Below are 20183 nucleotides of genomic sequence, written 5' to 3' on the forward strand. Positions count from 1 at the left end.
GGTGCGAGGTTCCGACGCCCGCTTCATGCTCCATCTCTTCTATTCGAACCGTCACGAAACGCTGGCCGACGCGCTGCTCGAGGATCTGGCCGCGTTTCCGGCCCGCAACGGCCCGTGGGCGCAGCAGCAGGTCATCGTGCCGAGCGCTGCGCTGCGTCGTCGTCTCGAGCTCGACATCGCCGCGCGCAACGGCGTGTGTGCGAACGTCGAGTTCACGTATCTCGCGCAGTGGCTGTGGGCGCAGATCGGCCGCGTGCTGACGGTGCCCGCGCGCTCGCCGTTCGCACCCGACCGGCTCGTGTGGCGCTGCTACCGGCTGTTCGCGCAGGCGGCCGACGGCGCGCCGTGGCTCGCGTCGCCGCGGCTCGCCGCTTACCTGTCCGCGTCCGACGATGCGATGCGCTACGAGCTTGCGCAGCGCGTCGCGGCCGTGCTCGATCACTACCTGACCTATCGCCCCGAATGGCTGGCCGCGTGGCAGGCCGGCGAATCCGTGCTCGCGGGCGATGGCGCGCCGCGCGGAATCAGCGATGCCGCACGCGACGACGAGCGCTGGCAGGCCGCGCTGTGGCGCGCGCTGCTCGCTGAACTGAGCGACAGCGGCACGCCGCCCGCACACCGCTTCCTCGTCGAAGCGCGCCATCTCGATGCCGACGCGCTCGCGCGCGCCGACTGGCCCGAATCGGTCAGCGTGTTCGCGCTGCCGACGATGCCGCCGCTGCATGTCGCGTTGTTGCGCGAACTGTCGCGCTGGATCGACGTGCGCGTCTATGCATTGAACCCGTGCCGCGAATTCTGGTTCGACATCGTGACCGCCGCGCATGCCGAGGCGCTCGACGCCGCCGGGCGCCTCGACTACCAGGAAGTTGGCCATCCGCTGCTCGCCGAATGGGGCCGGCAGACGCAGGCGCAACTGCACATGCTGCATGAGCTGACTGAAAGCGCTGCGTCAGGCGATGCGTCGCGTTTCGTCGAGAATCCCGCGCCCACGTGGCTCGCGCGGGTGCAGAACGCGATCCTCGCATTGCAGCCGGAGGCCGAAACCGGCGACACGCCAGCCGAGCGCGGGATCGAGGTGCATGTGTGCCACAGCCTCGCGCGCCAGCTCGAGGTGCTGCACGACCGGTTGCTTGCTTGGTTCGACGCGGACGCAAGCCTGCAGCCGTCCGACGTGCTCGTCGCGGTGGCCGATCTCGCCGCGGCCGGGCCGCTGATCGACGCGGTGTTCGGCACGGCCGGCGCAGGCGGTTCGCGCGTGCCTTACCGGATCACCGGCCTGCCGCCGTCGCAGGCGAACCCGGTTGCACGCGTACTGCTCGACTGGCTCGCGCTGCCGGAGCGGCAGGTCGGCGCGCCGGAGCTGGTCGAATGGCTGCGCGTCGATGCGGTGGCGGCGCGCTACGACATCGACGCGGCCGCGCTCGAGACCGTGCAGACCTGGCTCGCGGCGGCCGGCGCACGGCGCGGGCTGTCGCCGCTCGTGAGCGACGACGCGGCCGTGCCCGCGCCGCGCCATACGTTCTCCGATGCGCTCGCGCGGCTCTTTCTCGGCTATGCGATGCCCGAAGGCGCGGCGCCGATCGGCGCGTGGCTGCCGATCGAGGCGGCCACGGGCAGCGAGGCCGAACTGCTCGGCCGGCTCGCGCGTTTCACCGACGATCTCGACGGTTTCGCGCGGCGGCTTGCCGAGTCGCACACGCCGCGCGGCTGGAGCGAACTGTTTGCCGACACGCTCGCGCGCTTCTTCGATTCGGGCGCCGTGTATGCCGACGCGCTGGCTGGCGTGCGCGATGCGCTCGACGCGATGCTGGCCGCGATGGCGGAAGGCGCGCCCGACGAGGCATTGCCGGCGGCGGTCGTCCGCGCCGGGCTGGCCGCGGCGCTCGACGATCCGGCACGGGGCGGCGTGCCGTGGGGCGGTGTCACGTTCTCGTCGCTGACGAGCTTGCGCGGCCTGCCGTATCGCGTCGTCTGCCTGCTCGGGATGGACGACGGCGTGCTGCCGAGCCTCGCGCGCGCGGACGAATTCGACCTGATGGCCGTGCTGCCGAAGCTTGGCGACCGGCAGCGCCGCGACGACGAGCGCAACCTGTTTCTCGACCTGCTGCTCGCCGCGCGTGACCGGTTGCTGATTGCCTATACGGGCCGCAGCATTCGCGACAACGCGCCGTTGCCGCCCGCGGCGCTCGTCGACGAACTGCTCGATCATCTGGCGATCGTCACCGCCGGGCCCGATGCGGCGCCGGACGCAGTCGATGCCGCGCGGCGCGCGTTCATCGTCGAGCATCCGCTGCAACCGTTCGCTGCCGCGTATTTCCAGCCCGGCAGCGCGCTCGTTTCGTATGACGCCGAGCGGGCGACGCTCGCGTCGCTGCTCGCCGCCGAAGCGTCGCGTGACGGGCCGCGCGAGCAGCCGTTCTTCGCGCAGCCGCTGCCGGCGGAGCCGGTCGAGCCCGTCGCGTTCAGCGAATTCGAGCGCTTCTGGCGGCATCCGGCGCGTGCATTGCTGCGCGGCCGGCTCGGCATCGTGCTGGCCGACGCGCAGGCCGAACTGCGCGACACCGAGCCGTTTTCGCTCGACTTTGCCGGCAGCGATGCGCTCGCCGAACGTGTGTTGCCGCTGTTGATCGAAGCGGACGAGGGCGGCGTGCACGATCACGCGCTGCGCATTGCAGACGCGAGCCCCGAGCTGCCGGGCGGTGCGACGGGCGCCGTGTGGCGCGACCAGGCGCTCGGCTCGATGACGCAGTTGGCGTCGAACGTGCGCCGCGCGCTGGCCGACGGCATCGAGCGGCGGGCATTCTCGCTCACCGTCGTGCCGGCGTGGCCCGACACCGGGCAGGCCCTGTTCGGCACCGATGACGCGATGCTGTCGGCCGACGCGGTGAGCGCGCCGCTCGAACTGCACGGCACGCTGAACCGGTTGACGCCGGCCGGTCAGATCATCTATCGCTATGCACGGCCGAGCGCGCGCGACTATCTGTCCGCGTGGCTCGCGCATCTCGTCTACTGCGCGGTCGAGCCCGACGGCCCGCGCCGCACGCTGTGGTTCGGCAGCGGCGGCGCGTTCGAGCTGACGCCCGTCGCGGCGCCGCTCGAGCAGCTTGCACCGCTTGCCGCGCTGTTTCGCGCGGGGCGGCGCATGCCGCTGCGGTTCTTTCCGCGCAGCGCGTGGGCGAGGGTATCCGACGGCGAGGCCAAAGCCGCGAGCGTGTGGATCAATGAACGCGTCGTGAGCGAAGCCGACGATCCGGCCATCGCGATCGCATGGCGCGGTGCGCACCCGTCGCTCGACGAGCCGTTCGGCACCCTTGCGCGGCTCGTGTTCGAACCGCTGATCGCGCATCTGAAGGAGGTCGCATGAGCGCCGTGTCGCAGCCGCAGCAGGCGCTCGAACTCGACGTGTTCGCGTGCCCGCTCGACGGCGTCAACCAGATCGAGGCGTCGGCCGGCACCGGCAAGACCTGGAACATCTGCGCGCTGTATGTGCGCCTGCTGCTCGAAAAAGATCTCGGCGCGGACGAAATCCTCGTCGTGACCTTCACGAAAGCAGCGACGGCCGAACTGCACGAGCGGATTCGCAGCCGGCTCGCGCAGCTTGCGCATGCACTCGACACGGGCGACGACGGCGGCGATCCGTTCATCGCGCGCCTGCTCGAGACCACGCTTGGCGACGAAGGCGCGCTCGATCCCGAGACGGCCGCGAAGCGGATCCGGCGCGCGCTGCGTGCGTTCGACCAGGCCGCGATCCATACGATCCACGCGTTCTGCCAGCGTGCGCTGCAGGAAGCGCCGTTCGCGGCGGCGATGCCGTTCGCGTTCGACATGGAGGCCGACGACGCGTCGCTGCGCTTCGAACTCGCGGCGGATTTCTGGCGCACGCGTGTCGAACCGGCGGCCGCACGCTGGCCGGGCTTCGCCACTTGGCTCGTCGAATCGGGGGCCGGCCCGGCCGCGCTCGATGCGCAGCTCGCGCGCCGGCTGAAGAAGCCGCTCGCCGCGCTGCGCTGGGACGGCGTGACCGAGCCTGACGAATCGGCCGAAGCGGCCGCGGCCGAATGCTTCGCCGAGGCGGCGCGGATGTGGGCGGCCGAGCGCGATGCGATCGATGCGCTGCTGCGCTCCGCGCAGCCCGTGCTCAATCAGCGTTCGCACAAGCCCGACGCGGTCGCCGATGCGCTGGCTGCATGGACGGCGCATTTGGCGCAGGGCAATGCGACGGCCGCACTGCCGAAAGCCGCACTGAAGCTCACGCAAACCGCGCTGACGAAGGCGACGAAAAAGGGCGGGTCAACGCCCGCGCATGCGTTTTTCGATGTCGCGGACGCGCTCGACGCCGCAGTGGCCGCCGCCGAGGCCGCGCAGCGCGCGCGCTGGCTCGCGCTGATCGCCGAATGGCTCGACATGGCGCCCGGCGAACTGGCCGAGCGCAAGCGCACGCGTCGCGTCGTGTCGTTCGACGATCTGCTTGCGAACCTGTATCACGCGCTGCATGCGCATCCGTGGCTGGCCGAGACGCTGCGCGCGCGCTATCCGGCCGCGCTGATCGACGAGTTCCAGGATACCGACCCGCTGCAGTTCGCGATCTTCGACCGGATCTTCGCGCCGGGCGGCCCGCTGTTTCTCGTCGGCGATCCGAAGCAGGCGATCTACAGCTTCCGCGCGGCCGATCTGCATACTTATCTTGCGGCGCGCGCGAGCGCGAGCGCGTGCTACACGCTCGCGGTCAACCAGCGTTCGACGCCCGCGATCGTCGATGCGTGCAACCGCTTCTTCATGTCGAATCCGCGCGCCTTCGTGCTCGACGGGCTCGACTATTACGCGGTGCGCGCCGGCACGCGCGCGCGCGCACCGTTCTTCGACGAAACCGATCCGGGCCCGGCCGGCGATTTCCGCGTGTGGGCCCTGCCCGGCGGCGAACGCACGCTGCTCAAGCGCGACGCCCAGGCGCAGGCCGCGCAGGCCTGCGCGGCCGAAATTGCGCGGCTGATGCGCGGTGCGCGCGAAGGGCGCGTGCGGCTCGGCGACAAGCCGCTGTCGCCGGGCGACATCGCGGTGCTCGTGCAAACGCACCGGCAGGGCAGTCTCGTGAAGCGCGTGCTTGCCACGTGGGGCATCGGCAGCGTCGAACTGGCACAGGCGTCGGTGTTTTCCACCGGCGACGCCGAGCAGCTCGAGCGCGTGCTGGCGGCGATCGATGCGCCGGGCGACCTGCGGCGTCTGCGCGCGGCGCTCGCGTCCGACTGGTTCGGCCTCGATGCCGGCGCATTGTGGCGCATGGAGCAGGGCGACGGCGATGCCTCCCGCGACGCGTCGGCGGCCGACGGCGCCGATGCGATGAGCTGGGTCGAGCGCTTCTCGCGGTATCGGCTGTTGTGGCGCGAACGCGGTTTCGCGGTGATGTGGCGCACGTTCACGCGCGAGCTGCGGATCGCCGAACGGCTGATGGCCGGTGCGGACGGCGAGCGTCGCGTGACGGACATCAACCATCTGGCCGAGCTGACGCAAGCGCGCGCATCCGCGCAGCCGGGTATCGCGCCGACGCTGCGCTGGCTCGCCGCGCAACGGCTCGACGGTGGCGGCGAGGAGGCGCAGTTGCGGCTCGAATCGGATCGCAACCTCGTGCAGATCGTGACCGTGCACAAATCGAAGGGCCTCGAATACGCGGTCGTGTTCTGTCCGTTCCTGAACGACGGCGGGTTGCGCGAGCCGCCTTCGTCCGCGCTGCCCGATGCGCGCGAGTATCACGACGATGCGGGCGACGCGGTGCTGCATTACGGATGCGACGACGAGGCGGCCGCGCATGCGGCGCGGCAGGCATTGCGCGAGCAGGCCGCGGAACGTGCACGGCTCGTCTACGTGGCGCTCACGCGCGCGGTCTATCGCTGCTACGTGGTCGCGGGGCCGTACCTGTCGTCGCGTTCGACGCGCGAAGCGCGGCGCAGCGTGCTCAACTGGCTTGTCGCCGGCGCCGGCCAGTCGTTCGATGCGTGGCTCGACGAACCGCCCGACGAAGCTGCGCTCGACGCGGCGTGGCAGGCGCTCGCGGGCGGCCCCGTGTGCGTCGCGCCGCTGCCGGCGCCCGCGCGCCGCGAGCGTCTCGCGGCCGGGCACGACGCCTCGCAGACGCTCGCGGCGCGCCATGCGACGCGCGTGCTGCGCGATGCGTGGCGGATGGCGAGTTTCAGCTCGCTGACCGCGTCGATGGCGCGCGAGGAGGCGGGTGTTGCGGCGGTACCCGACGACGAGCTGCGGCCCGATCACGATGCGCTTGCCGAGGTGACGCCGGACGGCGAATGGCTGTTCGCCGATCCGGTCGTGGCCGAGCCGCCGGACGACGACATCCTCGTGTTCCCGCGAGGAGCGGCCGCCGGCGAATGCCTGCACCGCCTGTTCGAACTCAGCCGGTTCACGGAACCCGAATCGTGGCACAAGGCCGCGCTCGGCGCGTTGCACGACCGGCCGGTCGAGGCCGAACCGGAACTCGCGACGCGCCTGCCGGCGATGATGGCGCAGCTCGTCGACGATGTCGTGCACACCGAGCTCGTGCCGGGCATGCGGCTCGTCGATCTCGATCCGGCGAAGCGGCTCGACGAAATGGGTTTCCTGTTCCCGGCGCCGTCGCTCGACCTGACGGCGCTGCGCCGGCTGCTGGTCGCGCACGGTTATCCGGACGTTGCACTGGAGGCGGGCATGCTCGCCGGTTTCATCAAGGGTTTCATCGACATGATCGTCGAACACGACGGCCGTTTCTGGATCGTCGACTGGAAGTCGAACCATCTCGGCACGACGCCGGATGCCTACGGCCCGCGCGCGCTCGACGTCGCGATGGCCGATCACGCGTATCACCTGCAGGCGCTGCTCTACACGGTCGCGCTGCATCGCTACCTGCGCGGGCGGCTGCCCGATTACGACTACGACACACACATCGCGGGCTATCTGTACCTGTTCGTGCGCGGCGTGCGGCCGGGCTGGCGCAGCAGCGGCGAGCCGGCCGGCGTGCATGCGCGGCGGCCCGCGCGCGCGCTCGTCGACGCACTCGACCGGATGATGGAAGGGGGCCGCGCATGAATGCGTCCGACGACATGCTCGAATTCACCGGCGGCCTCGTCGCACGGCTGCCCGAGCCGGCCGATTTCGGCATCGCGCTCGCGGAAGGGTTTGCACGGCGCATCGGCGATCTTGCGCGGCGTGCCGGTGCGCCGTCCGCGTCGGCACGCTGGGCGGCGCGCGCCGCGTTCGCGACGAGCCGCGCGACCGCGGGCGGCCACGTATGCGTCGCGCTCGGCGCACTCGCGCAGCGCTACGAAGCGCCGCTCGACGAGGTGCGTGCCGCGCTCGCGGCAAGCGGCGTGGTTGCGTTCGGCACGCTCGCGCGCGGCGACGAGCGGCCGCTGATCGTCGACCGGCACGATCACCTGTACCTGTCGCGCTATTTCGATTACGAACGGCGTCTGGCCGATGCGCTCGTCGCGCAGGCCGGCGTTGCCGCGCCCGACGAAGGCCTGTCGCCCGACCGGTTGCGCGACAGCCTCTCACGATACTTCGGGCCGGCCACCGGCGAAGTCGACTGGCAGCGCGTGGCGGCGATCGTCGCGCTGACGGGGCGCGTGACGATCGTCAGCGGCGGTCCCGGCACGGGCAAGACGACGACCGTCGTCGGCGTGCTGGCTTGTCTGCTCGACGCACATCCGGGGCTGCGCGTCGCGCTGGCCGCGCCGACCGGCAAGGCCGCACAGCGGATGCAGGAGGCGCTGCATGCGCGCGCCGGCGATCTGCCGCCCGAACTCGCGGCGCGCCTGCCCGACACGTCGTACACGCTGCATCGGCTGCTGGGCGGTGGCGGGGCGGCCGGCTTCCGGCATCATCGCGACAATCCGTTGCCGTACGATCTGATCGTCGTCGACGAGGCGTCGATGATCGACGTCGCGCTCGCCGCGCATCTGCTCGACGCGCTCGCGCCGGGCGCGCGGCTCGTGTTGCTTGGGGACAAGGATCAGCTGGCCGCGGTCGAGGCCGGCGCCGTATTTGCGGAGCTGAGCGCGCGACCGACGTTCACCGCTGCGGCGCGCGCGCGCATCGCGCAGGCACTCGGCATCGACGACGCGTCGTTCGCCGCGGCGTTGCCGGTGCCGGACGAAGCTGCGCCGGCGATGGCGCCCGCTGCGAGTCCGGCTGCCGCAGCCGTGCGCGCGCCGGCGTTGCCATCGGCGTCCGCTTCCGTTTCACGCATGCCGGCGTCCCGGCCGAAAGCCGATCCGCGACAGGCATCTCTGTTCGACGACGAACCGCAGGATGACGAAGGTTCGTCGGCCGGGACGGTATCGCCACCGCTCGCCGTAACGGCGCCGGCTGATATCGGCGGCGCCGTTTCAGCAGGCGGCACACCCGCATGGATCGAGGTCGACGAACTCGCCTGGCTCGATGACGTCGAACTGCCGCCGTTCGACGCGGGTGATATGGCGCTTGCGTCGGTCACGGCAGCCACATCGGCATCGACCGACGAAGCCGCCGCCGCGTCCGGCATCGTGCTCGCTCCGGCGCCGCTCGCCGACTGCGTCGTGTGGCTCGAGCGCAATTACCGCTTCGGTCTCGATTCGCCGATCGGGCGGCTGTCGCTGGCGATCCGCAGCGGCGACGTGCAGGCCGCACTCGATGCACTGCCCGCGGACGACGCAGCCGCGGCGTCCTTCCACGACGATGCGGGCGATACGCTTGCGTCGTCGACGGTCGAGCGGCTTGCACGGCGATTCAGCGCATACCTCGACGCATTGCGCGACGCGCTGGCCGCGCCGGTGCCCGATCCGCTGCCGCTGTTCGATGCGCTCAACCGGTTCCGGATCCTGTGCGCGACCCGCAGCGGCTCGCGCGGCGCCGAACACGTCAATGCGCTGGTGGCCGCGCACGTGCGGCATGCGGCGCGCGTGCCGCTCGCGGTCGGGGCGCACTGGTTCACCGGGCGGCCGATCATGGTGACGCGCAACGACTATGCGCTGGGGCTGTTCAATGGCGACATCGGCATCGCGTTGCCCGACGCGCACGGTGTGCTGCGCGTGTGGTTCCGGCGCGCGGACGGCACCGCGCGCGCGGTGTCGCCCGCTGCGTTGCCGCCGCACGAAACGGCATTTGCGCTGACGGTGCACAAATCGCAGGGCTCGGAATTCGACGAAGCCGCGCTCGTGCTGCCGGCATCGTTCGGCCGGGTGCTCACGCGCGAGCTCGTCTATACGGCCGTCACGCGCGCCCGCACGCGCGTGCAGGTGATCGGGCCGCGGCGTGTGCTGGCGCAGGCGGTCGCGACGCGCACGCAGCGCGATTCGGGGCTGGCGGCACGCGTCGACGAGGCGCTCGCACGGCGCCGCAAGGAGGCATCGCGATGATGATCCGCTACACGCTCGATCCGGCCGACGTCGAATGGACGGCCGTGCGCGCGCAGGGTGCGGGCGGGCAGAACGTGAACAAGGTGTCGAGTGCGATTCATCTGCGCTTCGACATCCGCGCGTCGTCGCTGCCGCCGGTCATCAAGGAGCGGCTTCTCGCGTTGTCGGACCAGCGCATCACGCGCGACGGCATCGTCGTGATCAAGTCGCAGGAATATCGCACGCAGGAGAAGAACCGCGAGGCCGCGCTCGCGCGGCTCGATGCGCTGATCGGCGGCGTCGCGTATACGCCGCGCGCACGGGTGGCGACGCGGCCGACGCGTGCGTCGAAGGAGCGGCGGCTCGAGCACAAGTCGCGCCGTAGCGTGGTGAAGTCGGGACGAGGGAAAGTGGTCGACTGACGAGCGAATGGCCGGCGGCCCTCGCAGGCCGGCGTCCACCGCCTGCGCGGCTAGCGCATCACGGTCCCCGCGCTGTCGAGCACGAAGTCGACGCAGAACACGACGAGCCGGCGCTGTGCGCGGATCGCGACGGCGGCCGTATAGCAGTCGCGGCCTTCCGTCAGCGAGAAGTGCGGGCCCATCAGCGCGACGCGCCCGGGTGCGGCGATCGCGCGCTGGAAGTATGGGCGGCGCGACCAGTTGCTGTGGGTTTCCGGAAACAGCGGCGCGAGGCGGGTGACGCTCGCCTGGTTGTCGTCGGCAGGTGCGCCGATCGACGGCAGGAACTGCTCGCCGATCTCGTCGGTGACGAACACGCGACGCGCGGCCGGCACCGCGAACACGCGTTGCGCGGCATCCTGCAGGTTGCCGCTCGCCGAAAACGCGGCCGCACCGGTGAGTACCAGCCGTTCGATTGCGTCGAAGCCCGGCTGCTCGGCGACGACGGGCGTGTGCCGGCGGGCGATGAAGCGCCGCCACGCGGCGTCGAGCATCGCGGGCGCTGCCGCGCTCGCGTGCGCGATCGATGCATCGGGCTGGCCGAACTGGAAACCCTGCACGAAATCGATGTCGGCTTCCATCAGCGCCTGCAGCGCGTCATCGCTTTCGACGCCTTCGGCCAGCACCATCGCGCCGGCCTGGTGCAGCATCGACACGAGGTGATGCATGATGCGGCGGTCGTCGGCCGAGCCGGTCGAACGCTCGACGAGCGAGCGGTCGAGCTTGACGATGTCGGGCCGTGCCCGCCACACGCGGTCGAAGTTCGAGAAACCGGTGCCGAAATCGTCGATCGCGATCAGGAAGTCGCGATGCTGGATCATGTCGATCGTGCGGGCGAGCGCGGCTTCGTCGCGCGCCGGCTGTTCGACGACTTCCAGCACGATGCGGTTCGGCGGCAGCGCGAAATGCCGGCACAGCGCCTCGACGAACTCGCGCTGCACGAGGCCCGTATCGAGCACGCGTGGCGTCACGTTCAGGAACAGCCAGCCGTCGCCGATGCCCTGTGCAACGAAGTTGGCCGTGTGCAGGCAGCGCGCGAGCCGGTCGAGCAGCAGCGCGTCGGCGTCGGCGCGCGTCCGGTCGAAGAGGGCGGTGGGCGATATCAGCGCGCCGTTCGCGTCGACGACGCGCAGCAGCGCCTCGTAACCGACGACGCGCTTGTGCGTGATCGACAGCACGGGCTGGAATACGCTGCGCAGCGTCGTCGTGCGATAGGTGGCGACCCAGCCGCCGGGCGTCGGCGTGAGGCGTTCGAGCAGGGAGTCGAGCGATAGGTCGCGGGCGGGCTTCATGTCAACGGTGCCCGGGAGCGAGCGGCGGCGCCCCACCACGCTGATGCAGTCGCATGCGCAGGCGGGCGCGAGAGAACGTGAGGCATCGAGACCGCCTTCTGCGGATAGGTTTCCCGAGTGTAACGGCATTGCGGCGGCGCGCGTATCAGGGAAACTCCAGACGCAAACGGTACACCGCGCCATCCCGGCCCGTGCGCAGCGGCGATCCGCGCCGCACGCGTGCGCGCCTTGCATGACCGCCACGAAGCGAAGTGCGCTGCAGCGGCCGATGACAATCCCGCGCAATGCCGGTGGCGTGACCGTGCGCTGCGGGCGCTGCGGGCGCTGGATGTGCGGGTGATGCGGGAAATCCCGGCGGCCGGGCGTCGCCGTCAGACGAATGCCGATGCGCTGCGGTGCCATTCGCGGCGCGTCGGCAGACCGGTGCCGCATCGCCGTCGCTGCACGCCGGGCGACGATGCGCGCACGCGGACCGTCAGGTCGCTTCGCCGCCGCGCGGCCGGATCCCCGGAATCCGCTTGATCACGCCGGTCGCGAGCGCGGTGCCGACGAGTACGATCGCGCAGCCTTCGATCATCACGGCCGACACGTGTTCGCCCAGGAACAGCGCGCCCCACAGCAGCCCGAATACGGGGATCACGAACGTCACGGTAATCGCGCGGGCGGGGCCGACATGCGCGATCAGGTAGAAGAAGATGAAATACGCGATGCCCGTGCACGCGATGCCGAGGGCAAGTACCGAGCCCCATGCGTGCACGCCGACCGGCGCGGACGGCCAGGTGGCGATCGCGAACGGCAGCAGCAGGACGGACGAGCCGATCATGCTGCCGGCTGCATTGACGAGCGGATCGACGCCGCTGAGCTTGCGCTTCGTGTAATTGGCCGCGATGCCGTACAGCAGTGTCGCGCCGAGCGCCGCGGCGGCGGCGAGCGCGGTCGCGCTGGCGCCCGTGTCGCCGTGCGCGTTCGCGATCTGGTTCCACACGAGCGTGAGCACGCCGGCAAACCCGATCACGAGGCCGAGTGCGCGCGGCAGCGACAGCTTGTCCTTCAGCCACAGGTACGCGACGAGCGCGCCCCACAGCGGCGTCGTCGCGTTGATCACCGACGTCAGGCCGGCCGACAGCGTCAGTTCGGCGAACGCGAACAGGCAGAACGGGATGCCAGAATTCAGCGCGCCGACGACGAACAGCGGCCACGCGTGACGGCGCAACCGGGTGCCGAGGTCGGCGGGTTTGAAGCGCGTGAGCGCGAAGCCGGTGAGAAACAGCGCACCGATGCCCACGCGCAGGGCCATCAGCGGCGCGACGCCGAAATCGACCACGCCGATCCGGATGAACAGGAATGATGCGCCCCACAGGGCAGCGAGCACGGTCAGCAGGAAAGCATTCTTGGGCGACATCGTTTGGCGAGGGCGGGGACGGGATGCGAAGAATCTTACACCGCGTTACCACGCCGTCGTTTCACAATGGGATGAAACGACAAGAAACGGGAATGGGGCCGGTTGCGGGGGCCGGGCGGCCGTCCGTCGACGGCCGTGCCCGGTCAGTGATGGCGCCAGCCGCCGCGCCCGCCAAAGCCGAAATTGAGCGACAGCGCCGGTCCCCAATAACCGCCCCACGCGGGTGCATACGCGGGGGCCGGATAGTAGTAGGCGGGGCCGGGGTCGACGTACACGGGCGCCGGCTGCACCGGCACCGGTGCGGCCGTGTAATAGCCGCCAGGATAGTAGCCGTACGGGTAGTAGCAGCCGGCGAGCGTCGTGCAGGCGAGCGCCGCGGCGACGAGGGTCCTGTTCATGATGTCTCTCCGGCGGAGCCGGCAATCGGCAGATGCTTAAGCTTAGGCCGCGCGCCGATGACACGGTGTGCAAAACGGTAACGGATCATTTCCGGGCGCGGGCGGGCATATTGCGGTGCCGCATGCGAAAACGGCGCTTCCGCATCGCGGAAACGCCGTTGGACCGGCCAGGCTGCCGCCGCGCATTGCGCGGCGGGCCGTGACCGGCGGCTTACTTGCCGACCTGGTTACCGATGATGCCGCCGGCTGCCGCGCCGCCCAGCGTCGACAGCGCGCTGCCGCCGATCGCTGCGCCGGCGACGCCGCCGACACCCGCGCCGATTGCCGTGTCGCGCTGACGCCTCGTCATCGAATCGCAGGCCGACAGACTGGCCACCGTCGTGACGAGGAGAGCGCATACCCCAATACGCCGAATCGAAATCATGATCGTTGTCCTTGTGGTAGTGAATGGAGGGCGCGTGACCGGCTGGCGGCCACGCATGCCCCCAATCTACGCGCCGCCTGGCGGGGCTGCTGTAAGGACTTGTTAAGGCTCGCGCGGTTTCGTAATCAATTGTTTCCCGTGCATCGGCAGGCACACGACATGCGCAAAAAAGCCCGCTCGAAAGCGGGCTTCGTGCATCGCGAGGCGATTCCGGTGCGGATCGCCGCGGGTGCTTACTGACGGTGATAGATCTCGGCGCCGGTCTTCACGAACTCGACCGCCTTCACTTCCATCCCCTTCTTCAGCGCTTCGGTTTCCGACACGCCTTGCTGCGCCGCGAACTCGCGCACGTCCTGCGTGATCTTCATCGAGCAGAAGTGCGGGCCGCACATCGAGCAGAAGTGCGCGACCTTCGCCGAATCCTTCGGCAGCGTCTCGTCGTGGAATTCGCGCGCCTTGTCCGGATCGAGACCGATGTTGAACTGGTCTTCCCAGCGGAACTCGAAGCGTGCCTTCGACAGCGCGTTGTCGCGAACCTGCGCGCCCGGGTGACCCTTCGCGAGGTCGGCGGCGTGCGCGGCCAGCTTGTACGTGATGATGCCTTCCTTCACGTCGTCCTTGTTCGGCAGGCCGAGGTGCTCCTTCGGCGTCACGTAGCACAGCATCGCGGTGCCGAACCAGCCGATCATCGCGGCGCCGATGCCCGACGTGATGTGGTCGTAGCCCGGCGCGATGTCGGTCGTCAGCGGCCCGAGCGTGTAGAACGGCGCTTCCTTGCACCAGTCGAGCTGGAGATCCATGTTCTCCTTGATCAACTGCATCGGCACGTGGCCGGGGCCTTCGATCATCACCTGCACGTCGTGCTTCCACGCGATCTGCGTGAGTTCGCCGAGCGTCTTCAGTTCGCCGAGCTGCGCTTCGTCGTTCGCGTCGTAGATCGAGCCGGGACGCAGGCCGTCGCCGAGCGAGAAGCTCACGTCGTACGCCTTCATGATCTCGCAGATCTCTTCGAAGTGTTCGTACAGGAAGCTTTCCTTGTGATGCGCGAGGCACCACTTCGCCATGATCGAGCCGCCGCGCGACACGATGCCGGTCATCCGGTTCGCGGTGAGCGGCACGTACTGCAGGCGCACGCCCGCATGGATCGTGAAGTAGTCGACGCCTTGCTCGGCCTGCTCGATCAGCGTGTCGCGGAAGATCTCCCAGGTCAGGTCCTCGGCCTTGCCGTTGACCTTTTCCAGCGCCTGGTAGATCGGCACCGTGCCGATCGGCACCGGGCTGTTGCGGATGATCCACTCGCGCGTTTCATGGATGTGCTTGCCGGTCGACAGATCCATCACCGTGTCGCCGCCCCAGCGGATCGCCCACGTCATCTTGTCGACTTCCTCGCCGATCGACGACGTGACGGCGGAGTTGCCGATGTTCGCGTTGATCTTCACGAGGAAGTTGCGGCCGATGATCATCGGCTCGGATTCCGGGTGGTTGATGTTCGCGGGGATGATCGCGCGGCCGCGCGCGATTTCGTCGCGCACGAATTCGGGCGTGATCTCGGCCAGCGCGTTTGCGCCGAAGGCCGCGGCGCCGAACGCCTGGCCCGGGTGCTGGCGGCCCATCATCGCGGCGAGCTTCGCGCCGTTCGGGCCGCTCGACTTCAGGCTCTCGAGGTATTCGGCGCGGCGCTGGTTCTCGCGGATCGCGATGTATTCCATTTCCGGCGTGATGATGCCCTGGCGCGCGTAGTGCATCTGCGTGACGTTCCTGCCGGCCTGCGCGCGGCGCGGGTTGCGGTGCAGGCCCGGGAAACGCAGGTCGGCGGTGGCCGGGTCGGCCGCGCGTTCGAGGCCGTAGCGGCTCGACAGGCCGGAGAGCACTTCGGTGTCGCCGCGCGCTTCGATCCAGCCCTGGCGCAGCGCGGGCAGGCCCGCGCGGATGTCGATCTTGGCTTCCGGATCGGTGTAGGGGCCCGACGTGTCGTACACGTAGATCGGCGGATTCTTTTCGCCGCCGAAGCCGGTCGGCGTGTCTGCCTGCGTGATTTCGCGCATCGGCACGCGGATGTCGGGCTGCGAGCCGGTGACATAAACCTTGCGCGAATTCGGCAGCGGCGCGACAGCGGCGGCGTCGACGTGAGCGTCGGCGGACAGAAACTTCGGATTGGCGTTCATGCAATCTCCTGTGTGAGCGCCGGACAGGCGCGTCGGCGCTTGCCCGGAGCCCTTGACGTATGTGGGGCTCGAGCTAAGCAGGAGACGAGGCTTGGTGAGGCGGCGGATTTCGTCAGAAGGATGGCGGCGAAATCCGTACGCTTCCCTGCGCTGGCATTATCCAGATCAGGTTCAAAGGGTATTTCTCACCCGCAATGCCGGTTGTTTGACCGAACGCATTGCAGGACCCCCGCGTTAGCAAGGGCACACGATACACCGGGTTTGCGGCGGTTTCAACCGGGCGTAGAGTGGTTATCCCGGTGCAGCCGCAACATGGCGGGCGGCGCGGCAGGCCGGGTGCACCGCAGCACATGCCTTTGCCGATCGGTCCGGCAGCCCGGTCGGCGGCGGCCGAGCGGTGCAGCATGACGGGTTGTCCGGCCTGCATAAAAAATATTTTCAGAGCGGCTGTCATTTCCCGCGACGTCGTCCGTCTATTCGGCTCCTCAAACCCATGTTTCGGAGAGATGTCATGAAAAACGTACTGATTGCCGCTTGCGTCGCCGCTCTTGCCACGATCGCAACGGGCGCCTATGCGCAGAACGATGCGATGTCGAAGGACGGCACGTCGATGTCGAAGGACGCGATGGGCCACGACGCGATGGCGAAGGATGGCGCGATGAAGAAGGACGGCATGAAGAAGCACGCGATGAAGAAAGACGCCATGAAGAAAGACGCGATGGGCCACGACGCGATGTCGAAGGGCGACGCGATGAAGAAGGACGCAATGAGCCCGTCGAACTGACGGATGCGTGCGGGGCGCGGCCAGCCGGCTGCACGCGCGCATCGCGTCCCGTCGCATCACCCCGGAGTCTTCATCATGCAAACCGTTCCTGCAACGGATCGCGCGCCTGCGACGCCACCGGCACGCCCGATCCATCCGCCATGGGTGCGCGTGAGCCACTGGCTCAACGCGCTCGCGGCGATCCTGATGGCGCTGTCCGGCTGGCGCATCTACGACGCGTCGCCGATCTATCCGTCATTCACGTTCGCGCACGGCATCACGATCGGCGGCTGGCTCGGCGGTGCGCTGCAATGGCATTTCGCGGCGATGTGGCTGCTGGTCGTCAACGGGCTGTTCTACCTCGCGATGTCGATCGCGACGGGGCGCTTCGCGCGCAAGATGCTGCCCGTCACGCCGGCGTCCGTGTGGCGCGACGTGCGCGCCGCGCTGGGCGGGCGGTTGTCGCACAACGACCTGAGCGTCTACAACGCGGTGCAGCGTGCCGCGTACCTGACCGCGATCGTCGATCTCGTCGTGCTGGTGCTGTCGGGACTCACGATCTGGAAGTCCGTGCAATTCCCGTTGCTGCGCGAACTGTTCGGCGGCTACGACAACGCGCGCGTCGTGCATTTCTGGGCGATGTCGCTGCTCGTCGCATTCTTTGTCGTTCATGTCGCGATGGCGCTGCTGGTGCCGCGCTCGTTGCTCGCGATGCTGCGCGGCCGCTGACCCGCAAGCCGCGGGCGAAGGAAATCATCATGTCGGAATCCGAAAACAGGCGCGGCGAGCCGCGCTGGACGCTCGACCGGAAGTCGCTCGAACTCGATGTGCGCCGCGAGCTCGAGATGCCGTCTCGGCGCCTCTTCAACCGGCGCGTGCTGACGCTCGGCGGCCTCGCGATGCTGACCGGCTGCACGCTGCAGGACGACGCGTCGGTCAACACGTTCCTCGAGAAAGTGTCGCGCATGAACGATCGCGTGCAGGCCTGGCTGTTCAGTTCCGACCGGCTCGCGCCGACCTACACCGAAGCCGACATCACACGCCCGTTCCCGTTCAACGCGTACTACGGGATCGACGACGTGCCGCACGTCGACGAGTCGACGTACCGCCTCGTGCTGTCCGGCCGCGTAACGGGCAAGCGCGTGTGGACGCTCGACGAACTGCGCGCGCTGCCGCATGCGGAACAGATCACGCGGCATATCTGCGTGGAAGGGTGGAGTGCGATCGGCCGCTGGGGCGGCACGCCGTTCGGCGCGTTCCTCGCGCGTGCCGGCGCCGACACGCGGGCGAAATACGTCGGCTTCAAGTGCGCGGACGATTACTACGAGAGCATCGACATGCCGACCGCGCTGCATCCGCAGACGCTGCTCGCGCTCGAGTACGACGGCCGCCGGTTGCCGCCGGAATTCGGCTTCCCGATGAAGCTGCGGATGCCGACCAAGCTCGGCTACAAGAACCCGAAGCACATCATGGAAATCTTCGTGACCGATACGTATCCGGGCGGCTACTGGGTCGATCAGGGGTACAACTGGTTCGGCGGATCGTAAGCGGCGCGCGTGACGCGCTCACGCGTCACGCCGATTCGCGCACCTGGAGATCGACGCGCAGGCCCACGGCCGCCGCCATGTTCACGAGCGCGTCGAGCCCGAACAGATTGATCTTGCCGCGCAGCAGGTCGGAGACGCGCGGCTGCGTGACACCCAGCCGTTGCGCTGCCTGGGCCTGGCTGAGCTCGAGCTGCGCGATGCGCTGCTTGAGCGCGATCATCAGTTCGGAGCGCAGCCTCATGTTCTCGGCTTCGGCCGGCTGGCCTTCGATTGCGTCCCAGACGTTGGTGTAGCGTTCATCGGTCATCGTTTCAACTCCATCATCAGCGTGCGATAACGCCGGGCGGCCAGGCCGATATCGGGTTTGCTCGTGCGTGCCGATTGTTTCCGGAAGCAGTGAAGCACGTAGGCGGCATCGGCGAATGTCGCGACGTAGACGATCCGGAACGCGCCGCTCGCATCGCGCAGGCGAATTTCCCGCACGCCGACGCCGATGGTGCGCATCGGCTTCCAGTCGTCGGGCGCAAGGCCGCGCTGTACCTGGTCGATCTGGTGGCCGGTGTCGCGCCGCGCGGGCAGCGGAAAGCCACGAAGATCGTCAGGTGCGCTGCCGACGAAAACAACCGGCTTCGGCGGAAGGAGGGTTGAATCATACAAAATTTTGTATGGGTGGTACGGGTTTCGAAGGGCGGCTGTGGACCGCTAGAAGAGGGCGTGTCGCCCGTCACGATAAGCGCGAAGCAGCGGCCGGCGCGCTTGATTGGCCGTCCGGCCGATGGTTGGTTCGGTCGGGGCGGATTGCGATGGAATGCGATGGATTGCGTGTGGAAGCTGCACCGACGCCGGCAACGCGCGCGCATTGTGAATCCGGCCCCGGATTTCACCGGCCCGCCGACCGGAAGCCCGCCGGCCGAAAAATGTCGCGCCGAAACGTCAGTCGCTATCCTTTCAGACAGGTCTGACGATGCTTTCGAATCCTTGATGCCATAATGCCGAGCGTGTGCAGCCGAAGCGGTTGCGCGCATTTTTTTTGTCCCTCTGCCGCCGCTTGCCGGTTCTCTTTCGTCGCCGTTCGCACTGCCATGTCGTTCCGCACGTTCGCTCTGCCTTCCCGGTCCCGCCAGGACCGTTTGCCGGCATCGCCGGCGTCTCTCAGCGGAGCACGTGGCGCGACGTGCGGGCGGGTTGCACGATGACCCCGCTCGACCGCCTCCTCGATTTCCTCGCCCGCTTTTCGTTCCGGATCCGCCTGCCGCAAAGCCGCGGCGGCCGCGTCGCGCTGGCGCTCGTGTTCATCTATTTCGTCTGGGGTTCGACCTACAGCGGCCTGCATTTCGCGCTGCAGTCGTTCCCGCCGCTGTTGCTGTCGGGGCTGCGCAACCTGCTCGGCGGGATCGGCCTGTTCATCTTCGCGCTGCGCCGCAAGCCCGAATGGCCGACGCTGCTGGAGATCCGCAACGCGGGGATCGTCGGCACGATGCTCGTCGCGCTGTCGTCCGGCACGATCGCGCTCGGGATCAGCTCGGTCAGCAGTGGCTCGGCCGCGGTGATGGTGGCCACGGTGCCGCTGTTCGCGACGGTGATCGCGGCGGTGGCCGGCCGGCCGGTGACGAAGGGCGAGTGGGCGGCCGTCGCGCTCGGGATGGTCGGTATCGTCGTGCTGAACTCGGGGGGCGCGGCCGCCCAGAATTCGGCGCTCGGCACGATCTGCGTGCTGGCCGGCGCGCTGTTCTGGGCAGGCGGCGCGCACCTCGCGACGCGGCTCAAGCTGCCGTCGGACCTGTTCCTGTCGACGTCGCTCCAGATCGGCCTCGGCGGCCTGATGTCGACGCTCGTCGCCTGGCTGATCGGCGAACGCATCGAACACGTGATGGCGGGGCCGGTATTCGCGTTCCTGTACCTGATGGTGTTCTGCACGATGGCCGCGTATGTCGCGTACGGCTATCTGATCCGCCACACGAGCCCGATCATCGCGAGCAGCTGCATGTACGTGAACCCGATCGTCGCGGTTGCGCTCGGTGCGCTGCTGCTCGGCGAGCCGGTGACGATGGCGACCGTGGTCGCGACCGTCGCGATTCTCGGCAGCGTCGGATTGTCGTTCGTATTCGATCCGGCGCGTCGACCGGCGGCGCGTGCGGCGGCAGTGGCGGCCGAGCCGGCGCAGACGGCGGACGTTGCGTCCGCACCCGAGCAGATTGCGATTCCCGAAGCGGCGCCGATCCTCGCGCCGTCCGCCGTTCCGCTGGCGGTGCCGACGCCGGCGGCCGTGATGGATCCCGCCGCGGTGATCGACCCGGCACCGGCCTTTGCGCCGCCGCCCGTCGAACAACCGGCCGCGTCGCGCACCGACGCGTGACGCCGCCGTGGCCGGA

General features: G+C 69.1%; 15 protein-coding genes and 1 riboswitch. Of the genes, 8 read left to right on the forward strand and 7 right to left on the reverse strand.

The genetic code is table 11. The features are described from left to right. Positions 1 to 25 precede the first annotated feature (25 nt). The 4 genes from recC to arfB are packed head-to-tail and all read left to right on the forward strand — an operon-like array spanning position 26 to position 9781. Positions 26 to 3364, forward strand: a complete 3339-nt coding sequence (gene recC, locus BLA15945_RS08200) for an exodeoxyribonuclease V subunit gamma (protein ID WP_174992020.1) — start codon at positions 26 to 28, stop codon at positions 3362 to 3364. Continuing rightward, positions 3361 to 7071: an exodeoxyribonuclease V subunit beta gene (gene recB / locus BLA15945_RS08205; RefSeq protein WP_174992021.1), complete on the forward strand. Its 3711-nt coding sequence runs from the start codon at positions 3361 to 3363 to the stop codon at positions 7069 to 7071. Before recC ends, recB begins: the two co-directional genes overlap by 4 nt. Continuing rightward, positions 7068 to 9380 carry an AAA family ATPase gene (locus BLA15945_RS08210; protein WP_174992022.1) on the forward strand — a complete coding sequence of 771 codons (2313 nt, stop codon included), beginning with the start codon at positions 7068 to 7070 and terminating at the stop codon, positions 9378 to 9380. The genes recB and BLA15945_RS08210 overlap by 4 nt, the downstream gene beginning before the upstream one ends. Then, positions 9377 to 9781: an alternative ribosome rescue aminoacyl-tRNA hydrolase ArfB gene (arfB, locus tag BLA15945_RS08215; RefSeq protein WP_059235220.1), complete on the forward strand. Its 405-nt coding sequence runs from the start codon at positions 9377 to 9379 to the stop codon at positions 9779 to 9781. The genes BLA15945_RS08210 and arfB overlap by 4 nt, the downstream gene beginning before the upstream one ends. 50 nt (positions 9782 to 9831) lie before the next feature. On the opposite strand, the gene BLA15945_RS08220 is transcribed toward arfB, so the two are convergent. From BLA15945_RS08220 to thiC, 5 genes are all read right to left on the reverse strand, one after another. Next, positions 9832 to 11112 (reverse strand): EAL domain-containing protein, encoded by a 1281-nt coding sequence (locus BLA15945_RS08220; RefSeq protein ID WP_059236838.1) that lies wholly within the window; start codon positions 11110 to 11112, stop codon positions 9832 to 9834. A gap of 475 nt (positions 11113 to 11587) precedes the next feature. Continuing rightward, complete coding sequence (locus tag BLA15945_RS08225; protein ID WP_059235218.1) at positions 11588 to 12514, reverse strand: DMT family transporter; 927 nt, start codon at positions 12512 to 12514, stop codon at positions 11588 to 11590. A gap of 143 nt (positions 12515 to 12657) precedes the next feature. Continuing rightward, a complete protein-coding gene (locus BLA15945_RS08230) occupies positions 12658 to 12912 on the reverse strand; it encodes a hypothetical protein (protein ID WP_059235216.1) in 255 nt (84 codons plus the stop codon). Between the two features lie 211 nt (positions 12913 to 13123). Next, positions 13124 to 13336 carry a glycine zipper 2TM domain-containing protein gene (locus BLA15945_RS08235; protein WP_059235214.1) on the reverse strand — a complete coding sequence of 71 codons (213 nt, stop codon included), beginning with the start codon at positions 13334 to 13336 and terminating at the stop codon, positions 13124 to 13126. Between the two features lie 233 nt (positions 13337 to 13569). Next, positions 13570 to 15501, reverse strand: coding sequence for a phosphomethylpyrimidine synthase ThiC (gene thiC, locus BLA15945_RS08240; RefSeq protein WP_059235212.1), 1932 nt, complete (start codon positions 15499 to 15501; stop codon positions 13570 to 13572). Positions 15502 to 15625: 124 nt separating this feature from the next. Further along, positions 15626 to 15742: riboswitch (TPP riboswitch) on the reverse strand. A 270-nt stretch (positions 15743 to 16012) separates the two neighbouring features. On the opposite strand from thiC, the gene BLA15945_RS08245 reads away from it, so the two are divergent. The 3 genes from BLA15945_RS08245 (at position 16013) to BLA15945_RS08255 (ending at position 17811) form a co-directional block, all read left to right on the forward strand. After that, entirely contained in the window at positions 16013 to 16285 is a 273-nt protein-coding gene (locus tag BLA15945_RS08245; RefSeq protein WP_048251308.1) for a pentapeptide MXKDX repeat protein, read from the forward strand. Between the two features lie 75 nt (positions 16286 to 16360). Then, positions 16361 to 16993 (forward strand): cytochrome b/b6 domain-containing protein, encoded by a 633-nt coding sequence (locus tag BLA15945_RS08250; RefSeq protein WP_059235208.1) that lies wholly within the window; start codon positions 16361 to 16363, stop codon positions 16991 to 16993. Positions 16994 to 17022: 29 nt separating this feature from the next. Continuing rightward, positions 17023 to 17811: a molybdopterin-dependent oxidoreductase gene (locus BLA15945_RS08255; protein ID WP_059235206.1), complete on the forward strand. Its 789-nt coding sequence runs from the start codon at positions 17023 to 17025 to the stop codon at positions 17809 to 17811. A 25-nt stretch (positions 17812 to 17836) separates the two neighbouring features. Here BLA15945_RS08255 and BLA15945_RS08260 read toward each other — a convergent pair whose 3' ends face one another. Next, positions 17837 to 18118, reverse strand: coding sequence for a helix-turn-helix domain-containing protein (locus tag BLA15945_RS08260; RefSeq protein ID WP_174992023.1), 282 nt, complete (start codon positions 18116 to 18118; stop codon positions 17837 to 17839). Continuing rightward, on the reverse strand, positions 18115 to 18468 hold the full coding sequence (locus tag BLA15945_RS08265) for a type II toxin-antitoxin system RelE/ParE family toxin (protein ID WP_174992024.1): 354 nt from the start codon (positions 18466 to 18468) through the stop codon (positions 18115 to 18117). The genes BLA15945_RS08260 and BLA15945_RS08265 overlap by 4 nt, the downstream gene beginning before the upstream one ends. A gap of 535 nt (positions 18469 to 19003) precedes the next feature. Here BLA15945_RS08265 and BLA15945_RS08270 point away from each other — a divergent pair. Further along, entirely contained in the window at positions 19004 to 20167 is a 1164-nt protein-coding gene (locus BLA15945_RS08270) for an EamA family transporter (protein WP_174992025.1), read from the forward strand. The last annotated feature ends 16 nt before the right edge of the window (positions 20168 to 20183 follow it).

This window comes from Burkholderia arboris, assembly GCF_902499125.1.
Taxonomy (GTDB): domain Bacteria; phylum Pseudomonadota; class Gammaproteobacteria; order Burkholderiales; family Burkholderiaceae; genus Burkholderia; species Burkholderia arboris.

Coding starts and splice junctions, on each gene's coding strand:
- recC (WP_174992020.1), top strand. CDS start 26: ATGCTCCATCTCTTCTATTCGAACCGTCACGAAACGCTGGCCGACGCG.
- recB (WP_174992021.1), top strand. CDS start 3,361: ATGAGCGCCGTGTCGCAGCCGCAGCAGGCGCTCGAACTCGACGTGTTC.
- BLA15945_RS08210 (WP_174992022.1), top strand. CDS start 7,068: ATGAATGCGTCCGACGACATGCTCGAATTCACCGGCGGCCTCGTCGCA.
- arfB (WP_059235220.1), top strand. CDS start 9,377: ATGATGATCCGCTACACGCTCGATCCGGCCGACGTCGAATGGACGGCC.
- BLA15945_RS08220 (WP_059236838.1), bottom strand. CDS start 11,112: ATGAAGCCCGCCCGCGACCTATCGCTCGACTCCCTGCTCGAACGCCTC.
- BLA15945_RS08225 (WP_059235218.1), bottom strand. CDS start 12,514: ATGTCGCCCAAGAATGCTTTCCTGCTGACCGTGCTCGCTGCCCTGTGG.
- BLA15945_RS08230 (WP_059235216.1), bottom strand. CDS start 12,912: ATGAACAGGACCCTCGTCGCCGCGGCGCTCGCCTGCACGACGCTCGCC.
- BLA15945_RS08235 (WP_059235214.1), bottom strand. CDS start 13,336: ATGATTTCGATTCGGCGTATTGGGGTATGCGCTCTCCTCGTCACGACG.
- thiC (WP_059235212.1), bottom strand. CDS start 15,501: ATGAACGCCAATCCGAAGTTTCTGTCCGCCGACGCTCACGTCGACGCC.
- BLA15945_RS08245 (WP_048251308.1), top strand. CDS start 16,013: ATGAAAAACGTACTGATTGCCGCTTGCGTCGCCGCTCTTGCCACGATC.
- BLA15945_RS08250 (WP_059235208.1), top strand. CDS start 16,361: ATGCAAACCGTTCCTGCAACGGATCGCGCGCCTGCGACGCCACCGGCA.
- BLA15945_RS08255 (WP_059235206.1), top strand. CDS start 17,023: ATGTCGGAATCCGAAAACAGGCGCGGCGAGCCGCGCTGGACGCTCGAC.
- BLA15945_RS08260 (WP_174992023.1), bottom strand. CDS start 18,118: ATGACCGATGAACGCTACACCAACGTCTGGGACGCAATCGAAGGCCAG.
- BLA15945_RS08270 (WP_174992025.1), top strand. CDS start 19,004: ATGACCCCGCTCGACCGCCTCCTCGATTTCCTCGCCCGCTTTTCGTTC.